Source organism: Mycobacterium sp. (genome assembly GCF_035653355.1).
Classification (GTDB): domain Bacteria; phylum Actinomycetota; class Actinomycetes; order Mycobacteriales; family Mycobacteriaceae; genus Mycobacterium.
In genome coordinates, this window is the sequence record NZ_DASRBZ010000131.1 from 1 (window position 1) to 12,559 (window position 12,559).

12 protein-coding genes and 3 pseudogenes are annotated in these 12,559 nt (G+C 62.9%); 11 read left to right on the forward strand and 4 right to left on the reverse strand.

The genetic code is table 11. From position 1 onward, the window contains the following. The 11 genes and pseudogenes from VFA16_RS04150 to VFA16_RS04205 all read left to right on the forward strand — a co-directional run. Positions 1-178 (forward strand): annotated as a pseudogene (locus VFA16_RS04150) (mammalian cell entry protein); the annotation flags it as partial. 222 nt (positions 179-400) lie between these two features. Continuing rightward, positions 401-1,102: a hypothetical protein gene (locus VFA16_RS04160; protein ID WP_324966595.1), complete on the forward strand. Its 702-nt coding sequence runs from the start codon at positions 401-403 to the stop codon at positions 1,100-1,102. Then, on the forward strand, positions 1,099-2,076 hold the full coding sequence (locus tag VFA16_RS04165; protein ID WP_324966596.1) for an RDD family protein: 978 nt from the start codon (positions 1,099-1,101) through the stop codon (positions 2,074-2,076). The genes VFA16_RS04160 and VFA16_RS04165 overlap by 4 nt, the downstream gene beginning before the upstream one ends. After that, positions 2,073-2,705 (forward strand): mammalian cell entry protein, encoded by a 633-nt coding sequence (locus VFA16_RS04170; RefSeq protein ID WP_324966597.1) that lies wholly within the window; start codon positions 2,073-2,075, stop codon positions 2,703-2,705. Before VFA16_RS04165 ends, VFA16_RS04170 begins: the two co-directional genes overlap by 4 nt. A gap of 23 nt (positions 2,706-2,728) precedes the next feature. Next, positions 2,729-3,592, forward strand: a complete 864-nt coding sequence (locus VFA16_RS04175) for a mammalian cell entry protein (protein WP_324966598.1) — start codon at positions 2,729-2,731, stop codon at positions 3,590-3,592. 30 nt (positions 3,593-3,622) lie between these two features. Then, the gene (locus VFA16_RS04180) at positions 3,623-4,303 is read left to right on the forward strand and encodes a YoaK family protein (RefSeq protein ID WP_324966599.1); all 681 of its coding nucleotides are present in this window, start codon (positions 3,623-3,625) and stop codon (positions 4,301-4,303) included. A gap of 106 nt (positions 4,304-4,409) precedes the next feature. Next, entirely contained in the window at positions 4,410-4,652 is a 243-nt protein-coding gene (locus VFA16_RS04185) for an acyl carrier protein (protein ID WP_324966600.1), read from the forward strand. A 173-nt stretch (positions 4,653-4,825) separates the two neighbouring features. Next, complete coding sequence (locus VFA16_RS04190; protein WP_324966601.1) at positions 4,826-6,193, forward strand: FAD-dependent oxidoreductase; 1,368 nt, start codon at positions 4,826-4,828, stop codon at positions 6,191-6,193. Between the two features lie 119 nt (positions 6,194-6,312). Beyond that, positions 6,313-6,480, forward strand: a pseudogene (locus tag VFA16_RS04195) (hypothetical protein); the annotation flags it as partial. A gap of 35 nt (positions 6,481-6,515) precedes the next feature. Next, entirely contained in the window at positions 6,516-6,881 is a 366-nt protein-coding gene (locus VFA16_RS04200; RefSeq protein ID WP_414687638.1) for a nuclear transport factor 2 family protein, read from the forward strand. Between the two features lie 158 nt (positions 6,882-7,039). Continuing rightward, the gene (locus VFA16_RS04205) at positions 7,040-7,516 is read left to right on the forward strand and encodes a PPOX class F420-dependent oxidoreductase (protein WP_324966603.1); all 477 of its coding nucleotides are present in this window, start codon (positions 7,040-7,042) and stop codon (positions 7,514-7,516) included. Positions 7,517-7,613: 97 nt separating this feature from the next. Here VFA16_RS04205 and VFA16_RS04210 read toward each other — a convergent pair whose 3' ends face one another. The 4 genes and pseudogenes from VFA16_RS04210 to VFA16_RS04225 form a co-directional block, all read right to left on the reverse strand. Then, positions 7,614-8,912, reverse strand: coding sequence for an NAD(P)/FAD-dependent oxidoreductase (locus VFA16_RS04210; RefSeq protein WP_324966604.1), 1,299 nt, complete (start codon positions 8,910-8,912; stop codon positions 7,614-7,616). Between the two features lie 571 nt (positions 8,913-9,483). Further along, entirely contained in the window at positions 9,484-10,599 is a 1,116-nt protein-coding gene (locus VFA16_RS04215) for a cystathionine gamma-lyase (RefSeq protein ID WP_324966605.1), read from the reverse strand. A 31-nt stretch (positions 10,600-10,630) separates the two neighbouring features. Beyond that, on the reverse strand, positions 10,631-11,659 hold the full coding sequence (locus VFA16_RS04220) for a phosphodiester glycosidase family protein (protein WP_324966607.1): 1,029 nt from the start codon (positions 11,657-11,659) through the stop codon (positions 10,631-10,633). A 210-nt stretch (positions 11,660-11,869) separates the two neighbouring features. Then, positions 11,870-12,559 (reverse strand): annotated as a pseudogene (locus VFA16_RS04225) (DUF3533 domain-containing protein); the annotation flags it as partial.

Below are 12,559 nucleotides of genomic sequence, written 5' to 3' on the forward strand. Positions count from 1 at the left end.
CCTGACGCTGTCGTCGGTGGACAACGCGTTTTTGACCGGGACTGGGTTCTCCGGGATGTTGCGGGCGCTCGAGCAGTCCTATGGCCGCGATCCCGAGACGATGATCCCCGACGTGCGCTACACACCCAACCCCAATGACGCACCCGGCGGGCCGCTGGTCGAAAGGGCGAAATGCTGACCGGGTTCGTCGGACGCCCTCTCATACTGATCAGCCCCCGAACACCAGCACCGCAGCGACCGGTTTCGGGTACGGTGCAGTGCAATGCTTGGCAGCACGACCACTGCATCTACACTTCCAGCGGGCCTCCCACGGCAGTCAATCCTGCCCGCGGAGGGAACGGGACGGCCCGGACGATGTCGAGTACGCCGTCGAAAACTCTAGGGAAGTAGGAGACGACGGATGGAAGCATATCCCGGCACCAGCCGGCTGGACCTGACTGACGCCGATGAGGAGTCGTCGGGAGAGGCGGCCGTCGAGGATTCCTCAGAATCCGAGAGCGCAACCGACCAGACCACCACCGAAGTGACGGCTGACGAATCGGCGACGACCGCCGACGACCTGCCCGACGCAGAGAAAGCGTCCGCCGGTACGGAGCGAGGCCCCTCACGCCTGGGTCGGCGGTGGTTCGTCGGGATCACTGCGGTGCTTCTCCTGCTCGCCGGTGGCGTCGGCGCCGGGGGATACTTTGCGCTGCGCGCACACCGGCACAGCCAGACCGTGGCCCGCCAAGACGCGGCGGCTATCGAGGCGGCCAAGGAATGTGTCGCAGCAACGCAGGCGCCAGACACCGGTGCCATGGCCGAGAGCGCCCGGAAGATCATCGAATGCTCCACCGGCGACTTCGGTGCCCAGGCCGCGTTGTACAGCGGTCTGCTCGTCGATGCCTACCAGGCCGCAAACGCCCATGTTCAGGTATCGGACATGCGGGCGGCAGTAGAGCGCAACAACGGCGACGGTTCGGTTGATGTCTTGGTGGCGCTGCGCGTCAAGGTGACTAACGCTGAAGCCAAAGACCAGGAAAGCGGCTATCGCCTGCGGGTCAAGATGTCACCCGATGACGGGCGATACAAAATTTCCAAGCTCGAACAGGTGACGAAGTGACGGTTGTGGTCGACGACACCGCGACCACCCAGGCCGTCCACGCCCAACCGGCGGATCGCCTGGCGCCGTGGCACCTTCGCGCCGGCGCGTTAGCAGTGGACCTCTTGCCCGGCGTCGCGGTGGTGGCCACCATGGCGTTGGTCGCGTTGGCTGTTCCGCTGCGCAGCACATGGTGGTGGATATGTGTTGCGGTGGGTGGGCTGGCCATCCTGCTCACGGCGGTCAACCGGTTACTGTTGCCGACGATTACCGGTTGGAGCTTGGGCCGTGCGGTTTGCGGTATCAGAGTGATACGCGACGACGGCCAAGCCGTGGGACCGTGGCGGTTGTTGCTCCGAGATTTGGCACACCTGCTGGACACCGTGTCGGTGTTCGTGGGTTGGCTTTGGCCGCTGTGGGATTCGCGCCGGCGTACCTTCGCCGACTTGCTGTTGCACACCGAGGTCCGACTGGTCAATCCGGATCGGCGGCCGCGCAACCTCAGTCGCCTGACCGGGGCGGTGGTGCTGACGGCGGCCCTGCTGTGTCTGGGCGGCACCGCGATGGGCTACTTGGCGGTCTACCGCCATGACCGGGCGCTCGACCAGGTTCGGGCACAGATTGCGATACAGGGGCCAAAGACCGTCGCGGAGATGCTGACCTACGATCCCAAAACATTACAGAGCGACTTTGAGCATGCCCGGTCGTTGACAACCGACAAATACCGCGACCAACTCGCTGCCCAACAGCAGGCGGTACAGAAAGGGAAACCGGTCACTAACCAGTATTGGGTGGTGGACAGCGCGATACGGTCGGTGTCGACCGATCATGCGACGATGCTGATGTTCATGCAGGGGCAGCGTGGCTTACCGCCGGGCGAACGGTACATCAGCGCAACCGTTCGGGTGACATTCGCCAAGGGCGCGGACGAGCGTTGGCGTGTTGACGATCTCACGGTGTTGACGAAACCTGGACCGGTGGGTCACGGAAAATGAGCCCACGCCGCAAGATTCAATCCGACGAGAAACCACTGCTGGTTGCGCGGACCGCGAAGCGTCCGCAACAGTTGGCGCTGCGGCTGCGCGAGGGACTGCGCCCGCAAGCTTTGGCGTCGCGGCTCCGAGCGGGTTTGCGGTCGCGACGATGGGCATTGCCGCTGGCCACGACGGTGGCCGCCCTCGTCATGGTGGGTGCGATCTCGGCGTGCGCCCTGATGCTGGCTTCGCATGAATCGCACCGGCGGACAGCGACGAAGGAGGCCGCGGTACTCACCTACGTCAGTTCCTTCATGACGCAGTTCACCTCCGTGGATCCGTTTCACGCCAACGACTATGTAGATCGCGTATTGGCAGAAGCCACTGGCGATTTCGCAAAGCAGTACCAAGACAAGGAGAACGAAATCCTCATCCAGGTCGTCAAGCAGGAACCGACTAAGGGCACGGTGCTCGACGCTGGCGTGGAGAGGTGGAGCGACGACGGCAGCGCCAATGTGCTGGTCGCCGTCGACGTCACCTCCAAGTCTCCGGACGGCAAGCAGGTGTTTGAGAACGCGACTCGATGGATGGCGACAGCTAAGCAGGAAGGGAACCAGTGGAAGATCAGCAACCTGACACAGGTGGTCTGACCGAAACCCGACCGTCACACCGGATGCCAGGGTGGCGGGAGCGTCGTCGACAAGCCCGGGCCAGCAGATCAACAACTCAGAACGAAAGCACCGACAAGGCTTCCGTCGAGGGATCCCGTACCGACGAAGCCGTTGAAGCCGAACCGGCCGAAACTGATGCGCTACAGCGTGAATCGGACGGTTCGCAGACTGAATCCCCCGGCGACGAAGCGGCTGAGAATGCCGAAACAGCCAGCACGACAGCAGAACCCGCTGAGACGAACAGCGACGATGAGGCGCCGGATACTGAAACTGATGTTGAGGCACCAGATGGTGAAGCCGGGGGAGAAGCCGCCGAGGGTGCGGAAGCGGATGGCACGCGGGCCCGGCGACCGGCCGGCAAGCGGCTCGCCATCGCGGCATGCGTGGCCGCTGCTTTGTTCATCGGTTCAGCGGCCTTCGCGGGTGCAACAGTGCAGCCTTATCTCGCCGATCAATCAACGGTGGCCACCAAGCTCGAGATCGCCCGACGCGCAGCAGATGCCATCACCACGTTGTGGACTTACACACCGGAGAACATGAACACGTTGGCTGATCGGGCGGCGAATTACCTCAGCGGCGATTTCGAGGCGCAGTACCGCAAATTCGTCGACGGGATCGCGCCGACCAACAAACAGGCAAAGATCACCAACAGCACCCAGGTCACCGGGGTGGCCGTGGAATCGCTGAATGCGCCGGACGCTGTGGCGATCGTGTACACCAACACAACGTCGACCAGCCCTCTGACCAAAGGCATTCCGTCGCTGAAGTACTTGTCCTACCGGCTGTTCATGAAGCGGAACCACGGGCGCTGGCTGGTCACCCGGATGACTACGATTACCTCGCTGGATTTGACGCCGCGGGTTTAACGCGGGCCGGCCGGAAAGATAACGGACGCCATGGCCGTTACCTCGCCGGTATCCAACCGCTTGACCATTGCCGCGTTGCTGCTGTTGACCTTCGCCACCGGCATCGTCGACGCGATCAGCGTCCTGGTTCTTGGTCATGTTTTCGTCGCGAACATGACGGGAAACGTGATTTTCTTGGGCTTCTGGTTCGTCCCTGGCTCCGGCGTCGACTTGACCGCAGCGGTCGTTGCCTTCGGCGGATTTCTGGTCGGCACCATCGTCGGCGGCCGACTGGCGCGACATCTTGGCCAGCAGACAAGGCTATGGCTGGCAGCAGCACTGGGCACGGAAATCGTGATGTTGATGGTGCTGTCGCTCCTGGCTGGGACAGGCGTGCTGGGTTATCACGACAACACCAAACTCATCCTGATTGTCGGTCTCGGGCTTACTTTCGGCGTGCAAAACGCCACCGCCCGCCAGTTCGGTATCCAAGAGCTCACCACTACCGTGCTCACCTCGACGATCGTCGGAATCGGCTTCGACAGCAGACTTGCCGGCGGCACCGGCCATCGTGAAAAACTACGCTACAGCGTCGTTTTCACGATGTGCGGTGGGGCGGTCCTCGGCGCGACGCTGTCGCTGGTCACCGTGGCACCGGTGATCGCGTTAGCTGCCCTCGTCGTGTTGCTCAGCCTGTTGATGTTTCAATTCGGGCCCGCCCCCGCCGGTTGAGCACCTGGTAGCGCTGGAAGCCGAGTGGGCTACCGGCGGCGTGTTTAGGGCGTGGATCGGCGGGTAGCACTGAGGGGTTGAGACCATACAGTGGACGGGAGAAACCATGGCAACCGGAGAAACCGGATTCACCGACGTCACTTTCGACCTCATCTCCGTGCAGTATCACTCGCTGAAAGCCGGTCACGACTATGGGCAGTATGTGCGCGACGCGAAGAACGCCGGCCTCGATGAGGTTGCCTCGTTCTTCGAGGAAGTGATGGCCCAAGACTCTGACCGTGCCAGGCGCTGCCACGAATTACTTGGGAAGTTACAGGCTTCATCGCATGGTGGCCCTGCGGTGAGTTGACCGCATCGCCGGTCGATGCCGGCTGGCGGATCGCATGTCATCCTTTGGCGGACCTCGACCTTGCTCGAAGGCCCGCCAGCCTGACATCTTAGCGAAATCTTAGAGGTCGCTTACTTTTCTTATTTTTGCGTGTAGTGTCGCGTCCTGATGTGCCCTTGCGGGGAAGGAGCGCGGTGAACGGACGAGGTAAGCGTGCTGTTGTCTGCGGGGCGGGCATGGCGGGACTGTTCGCCGCGCGGGCCCTAGCCGACTTCTACGAAACCGTGACACTCGTCGAGCGTGATCGGCTGCCCAGCGATGCGTCCCAGCGCCAGGGAGTGCCACAGGGGCGGCACTTTCATGCCCTTTCGATCGGCGGTTCGCAACTGCTGGGCCGATTGTTCCCCGGGCTGCTCGACGAAATCGTGGCCGCCGGCGCAACGGTGTGCGACGACGGCAACCTGTCACGTATCTCGTTCCGGGCGGGCGGGCACGAGCTCAACCGCACAGGGCAGTTCACTGTTCCAGCCGGGCGAGTGCTTTTCTCCGCCAGCCGGCCGCTCGTGGAATCCCATGTCCGACAGAGGGTATGCAGACTCGCTAACGTCGTCGTATTGGACGGTCATGACGTCGTCGGACCGGTTGCGGCACAACGCGACCGAATCACAGGCGCACGGGTCGTCGATCGGAGCAGCGGAACGGAGCAAGTTCTCGACGCCGACTTGGTCGTTGATGCAATGGGCCGCAGCGCACGCACACCCGCCTTTCTGGAGAAGCTGGGCTATGGCCGACCCGTCGAGCAACACGCGGTGATGCACGGCAGCTACTCCAGCCAGTTGCTGCGCATCCCGGAACGACTGATCGCCGAGCTGCTGATCTTTGTCTGCCCGGAAGCAAATCGGCCGACCGGCGGGGCGTTAGCGGCTTATGAGAACGGCACGTGGATGCTCTCCGTCGGCTGCGTCGACGGCCGCGAACCACCCCGTGACCTGGCCGGCATGATCGCCGAGTTCGCCCAATTCGCGCCTTCCGCCGCCGTGGCCGCACTGCGTGCCGGCGAACCCCTCGGGGAAGTCGCGGTGATCCGCCACCGCGGGGTGTGGCGACGCTATGACAAGATGCCCACATTCCCGGCCGGCCTGTTGGCGTTCGGCGATGCGATCTGCAGCTTGAATCCCATTTACGGCCAGGGCATCACCATGGCGTTACTTGAAGCGGTTGCGCTGTGCGACTGCCTATCACGTGGAGATGCCGATCTGAGTGGGCGTTTTTTCCGGGCTGCCGCCCAACGGATCGGGCCTATCTGGGTCGCCAACCAAGCCAACGACCTCTACATGACTAAATCGGATGGTCGGCGGTCGATATCGCAGCGCCTGGTGATTTGGCGCCTCGACAAGACGCTGTCCGCCGCCGAGAACGACCCGGTCTTGACGGAGAGAATCTTTCGGGTAACTCAGTTCATCGACCCGCCCACGACTCTCCTGCGCCCTTCCTTGGCGATGCGACTATTCGCAAATCTGTGGTTGGCAATACGACGGAGAGCGCAACCAGCACCTGCGTAACAACGGACAGGCCTGCAGAACATCAAGGGGCGCCATTATATTGGCTGACGCAGAGGCGGATGCGGAGAATGGCCATGCGATAGTTGTCGCCGGAGCCGGCCCTACCGGCCTGATGCTGGCCCGTCCTGGGTGATGTAGCAGCACCACGAGCCGTGCTGATTCGACCCGCTGGATACGTCGCGTGGGTTGATGACGGCACCGACAAGGGTTTGCGCGATGCGCTGACTACGTGGTTCGGGTTACCGATGGCCGGCGGTACGTGTACTTCGCCAGCAACCCAGTCGTAGCCCAGCAACATGGCTAGCAAGGACTAGCCACTAGAGTGCCCACGGTGGAATTTGATGTGATCGCCTTTAGTAAGCAGTGGGTAGAGGCATGGAATGCCCACGACTTGGAGACGGTTCTTCAGCACTTCGACGACGACGTGGTGTTCACTTCACAGGTGGCCGCCAAGCTGTTCCCCGAAACAGCAGGGGTGGTTCGCGGCAAGCCCGCACTGCGGAGCTATTGGACCCAAGCATTGCAGCGCATTCCGCAGCTTCGTTTTGTGATCGAGCGTGTCTACCGGGGCATCGACACCGTAGTCATCGTGTACCGCAACCAAGACGATGGCATGGTCAGCGAAGTGCTTCGGTTCGATGGCGAGATGGTCGTTGAAGGGCACGGCACCTATCTTGTTGCTGCGTAACACGTTGGTGTGCGATGTGGGACAGTTAGCAATTGGGAGCAGCTGGAATCCGGCGATACCTCTCGTCCGGATCGATCAACACCCCAATGCTGTCGCTTCAGTCAGCACACCCGGCGTCGACAGGTGCCTGTCCCGGGGCAACCGAGTACGGTACGGCCATGGCAACTTCCTCTAAGTCGGCCTTTACCAAATTCACCGACTTCTTCTACGAGCGGATGCGGCACAAAGACGCGTGGACGGTGGCGGATGCAGAACCGACGACCGGCTTCCCTTCGCTTGCCGGCCACAAGTACGCCGTTCTGATCACCTACCGCAAGGACGGTCGAGGTGTTCCGTCGCCGGTGTGGTTCGGCCGCGATGAACGTGATCGCGTGTATTTCGACACGGAGGAGTCAGCCGGCAAGGTCAAGCGTATCCGTAACAATCCTGAGGTGCGGCTCGCGCCGTGCAATCTGCGTGGTAAGCCGCTCGGCCCTCCAGCCGTGGGTATCGCACGTGTTCTTGATCCGGGGGAGTCCGAATACGCGGAACAGATCATCGCCTCGAATTATGGCCTCGGCCGCAGACTTTACGAGGGCATGTCAGCGACGCTGCCGGTGTCTCTCGTCTATGTCGAGGTGCAACCGAAGCTCTAACGGCGCCAGCGCGAGCGTCGACCTCCGCATCGCTGGCCGGTCCACGCGAATGACGGGTTCCACATGTGAACCGGCCGATCAGTTGATCTGGATTAGGTCATGCGGGCCGACATGCCCGCCTTTGCTGGTGACGTCGCCGGTCTTCTCTTGCAGCAGTGACGATTTCTCGCAAAGTCGCACCGATGTGGCTGGGTTTGTCAAGCAGCGCGCGTGCCGCAGCCCGCGCAACCCGAGACGGGGTTATCACCTGCGACGGGCGGACTTCGTGGTTGAACACACGCAGCAGTAGTTGTGCGCCTTCGGGATCACGCGCGACCTCGCGCATAAATTGCGTATTGAACGGCGACGAGACACCAGGTGCACCCATATCCCGCGCAAACCAGTGCATTTCATAGGCGTCGTCATCTCGCCAGCGCCACCAGCGGTGTGTGGCCGCGTCGGGATCGGTATTGCCCAGTCCATCCTCGATGGCGAGTGCCAGCTGCTCGACTTGGCGAAACGCATCACCGATGCCCTGCCCGGGCGATGGGTCCTTAAAGTGTCCGGCGTCGCCGACCAATACCCATCCAGGGCCGGCGGACTGCCGAAAGTACCCGTGCCAATTCGTAAATACCCTGATGGGCCCGACGCGACGCCCGCCCGCGAGCAGGTCCGCGAGTTCAGGCCATGCGCGGATACCAGCAGCGAAGTTGGCTTCACGGTCGGCATGAAACTCAGCTTGATCCGCCATATTGACGCCGATGGCGGCCATGTAAAGGCCGCCATCGGTCGGAGCGGCAAGATACCCGAGCTGTCCCTGTCGGCCGATCCGCACATGGCCTTCGCGGTCAGCTCCCTCGAAATATGCCCAGGCGAACATCCGGCCGGGTGACGCAACGTGATACTCGCTAGCCCCCACTAACGAAGCGATTGTGGAATGGCGGCCGTCGGCACCCACGACCAACTGCGCCTGAACCGCTTCTCCTGCAGCCGTTTCCACCCCGGTGACGCGACCGCCTTCGGTGGTCAGACCAGTGACGCGCACGCCTGTGTGCACGTCGGCTCCCGCGTGCGCTGCCGCGTCGACCAGCAGTGCATCCAGGGTTACGCGCCGGATGCACAGCGCGGGGTGCGGGAAGACCGCACGATCCGGGGTGCTCTCGATTCGAACGACGTCGTCAACCACCATCGTCAGGTGATCAAGCGGCACGGCCCCCGCCGCCAAGGTCGCTTCGAGCACACCGAGCCGGTCCAGCACCTGCACACCGCACGATTGGATGATGTGAGTCGACGGCGTCTCCGACGGAAACCGCGCGCGATCAAGCAGACACACGCGTAATCCGCGCTGCGCGAGCATCGTTGCCAGCGGTGAACCCGCACATCGTGCACCCACGACCACCACGTCGAAGCGCTTCATACAACTCCCGGTTAGCCGGGCCGCCGAAATGCGCTAAGCGTAGCCGCAGTGCTTAGATGAAATCTCGATCTTCGAGGGCGACCCACGCCGGCCTTGTGGAGCGCGAATCCGCCTAGCAGCCGACGTCCTCAACCACGACGCACGGCTTGTACAAATCCGACCTTCGACGCTAAGTCTGGGTCCCAGATGCGTGCCGGTACGACGCCATGGTCCATAGCACGCCTGAGTAGTCGGGCGTACCGCTGCTTGTGTCGGTATCCCGGCTCGTACATCTGCCCGGATATGCGTTCGGCGGGATCGACGCCGTCCCCTTGCTTTTTATGCGAGCACGCAAGTTCGCTGCCCTCGTCCCGATATCGGCCTCGAAGTCACCGCGGTTGTCGAAGGCGCCACCACGACGTTCCTGCGCTGCCCGCGATCAGGGTCATAGCGGTAGTGCCAAACCACCCAGCGACAAATGTTGTCGTCGTCGATGATCCACCCTGGCCACGGTTGCAGCATACGAGTCTGGGCGTCCGGGAAGTGGTTCATCGCTATCGACAAGACCACCTTGAGCGAACCGGCACGCATCTCAGCCAAGCGCGCGCAGCACGTCCGCTAACAAGTCGTCGGTATCTTCAATGCCCAGGGAAATGCGGACAAAGCCCTCGGGCACCGCGTCTCCCCAGCGGGCTCGACGATCCACCGATGTATGGACACCACCGAAGCTGGTTGCCGCAGTCAGCAATTCGCTGTGTTCCATCAGTTCCTGCACCGCCGCGCCATCAGGCAATTCGACGGATACCAAACCGCCGAACCCGCGCATCTGTGCCGCGGCCACCGGATATGCCGGATCATCAGCCAGCCCCGGGTAGCGCACCATGCGTACGGCAGGATGACCACGCAGCATGGTCGCCAGGGCGGCCGCATTCTCGCATTGCCGTTGAATCCGTAGTCCGGCACTGCTCAGACTGCGTAGCACCAACCACGCCTCGAATGGGCCGAGAATCGCTCCGCTGAGCAGCCGTTCGCGTTCAATCACAGCGATCAGGTCGGATCGGTTGCCCGCCACATAGCCGGCTAGAACGTCGCTGTGTCCGGCCAACGCTTTCGTGGCACTGGCAACCACCAGGTCGGCGCCCAGCGACAGCGGCTGCTGGACGAGCGGGGTGGCGGTTGTGTTGTCGACAACCAATGTGGCGCCACGGCTACGGCAGACCGACGCCAACCGGTTGAGGTCGACCACATCAAGACCCGGGTTAGTTGGAGTCTCAGCCACGACAACGTCAGCGTGTGCTGCGGCATCCAACATCTCCGAATGGTCGGCTTCGATGATGGTAATGCCAACGCCGCCAAGGTGTTCGTTGGCATAGCGCCGGACCTGGTAGTAGCCGTCGGCCGGCACGACTACCACCGACCCCGGCTCGGCCAGCACCCGCAGCGTGGCTGTGATCGCTGCCATGCCGGAGCCGAATACCAATGCTGCGGTGGCGCCTTCCAGGGTGGCTATAGCCGTTTCGAGCTGTCGCCACGTCGGATTGGAGCTACGACCGTAGGTGTCGAGGCCAGCGGCTTCGTCGGTGTGCGCCTCAGCCGGTAAGTGGTACGTCGAAGCCAAGACAGGAGACGGTGCGACCGGTCGGCCAGGGATAGCCGGAGAACGAACCGCTTTCAGGCTGCGGGTGGAATCACCGTATGGACGGGTCACCGTGGTGGCACCAGAAACATTGCAGGCCTAGTCAATTGAACGCGAGCCAGCTCGGCAGCGCCCGCTCGTGAGAGTCGCAGAGCACCTGGCGGGTATCGCAGTTGCCTTTCGGCGCTCCAGCGCCCGCCCACATGCCACCGGTGTCACGGCGCAGCACGATCGCTGACGACCCGCCACCGTCGAGCAGCACCGCGGTGTCGCTGCCCAGGCCGCGGAAGAGGTCTTGAATGTTGTCCGGTGTGTAGCTACCGCCCTGAAACACATACATTTCGTCCTTCGGCCGCGAATATGCGATCGCGGTCCGGGCGGCGCTGGGTCCACCGTCATTGAGTTGGCCGGTGTCGCCAGGCGACAACAACCCGATGCCGCTGACGGCCACAAACCGGGCACCCTTGTCGACCAAGCCCTGGATGACCGGCGCGGCAACGTCGTAGTCATTGCTGCTACCGGGCCGAATCACCGACGGGGCGCCCTCGCTCGGCAAGATCATCGTCGTCAACGCGGACCAGTGCTCGTCTCCACCGGAGAGTGCCTGTTTGCCGGCGTAGGCGATGGTGCCGGTCACCGCCTGATTGGCTCGGCCCTGGCCGCGGGTGTTGTCGACGAAGGCGCCCAGCGGCGAACTACAGCCGGTTGATTTCCACGACCCGCCTTTCTGTCCGCGGATATCGAAGAAGTTGGCGTTGATGGCGATGGTCGGTTGGCCCAACGCTTGCCAAGCCTGCAGCGGCGGATACGTTTCCGACGCCTGCATTAGCCCTTCGCCGGTGCGCGCCCCCGGATTGCGTTCACAGCGGGCCTGATAACCGCTATGGCTATCCACCAGCAGATGCGGCGAAAGCCGTTGCGAGGCAGCCTTGATGATCATCAAATGACCGCCGCTGTTCCCGTCATACCAGTTGCCGCCGGCATTGAGCATGGGAGCGGGATGCCCGGCGCCGAAGTTGTACACCAGATACGAACCGCGCGTGTTGGCAATGGCGCCGGCCAACAAGTCACGGGCCTCCGCGTGGGCGACCGGCTGCCCAGTGCTGGCCGCCGCCAGCGCCGCCCACAGCATTGCCGCGGCGCAGCTGGCTGCTATCCGCCGGAGGGTGACGGCGAGACTCAGCACGGCTGGCCCTTTCGGCGCAAAGTCAGGACAACTACGACAACATTAGCCGCAGCTGTATCAGTGTCAACTTATGTCACAGTAGCGTGACACTTTGGCGGCGGTCGAATCACGTTCTGCCGCTTGCACTTTGCTGAGGGGTTACTCCGTAGCCGGCGGTTCCGGAAGAGCGGGGATGCGGTGATAGCCGCGGCGGTCGTAGATGCGGGTGACGATGCCGCCCAGCAACAACCCGATGACCAAACCGATAGCGGTGAGCGTCAGTGCATGCGACAGCCCGGCATCGGCCCGGCCGTCGAGGTACAGCAACGCCCGGGTGCCCAAGAACACCTGGTGCATCGGCTCGAATTTGGCCAACCAGCCGAAAAACGGCGGCGCGGCCTCCAGGGGGACGGTCGCACCAGCTGACGGCAGCCCGAGGATCACGAAGATCAACATGCTGACCAACAAGCCCAACGACCCCAGTACCGCGATCAGCGACGTGGATGTGACACCAACCGCCACGATCGCGAACACCCCGTAGAGCCACACCATCCAGCCATGGGTGAAGGGCATCCCCAGCGCCTTGGCTATCGCCATGTACACCGCCGAGGTGAGCAGCCCCAGCGCCAGCATCAGCGCCCATTTCACCAATAGAGTCCGAAACCGCGAGATGTTGACCTGCTCGGCGAACCGGTACACCGGGCCGAATTCGGCTGGCACGTAACCGAGCATCGAATCCACCAAGGTGCTGACCACGATGCTGCCGGTGAAGCCCGCCAACAGGAGCAAAAGCGAGTAGTAGAACGCCGAAAGCCCGTTGCCGGTGCCGTCGGGCAGCGGATTGTGCACGGTGCTCTGGACTTCGAC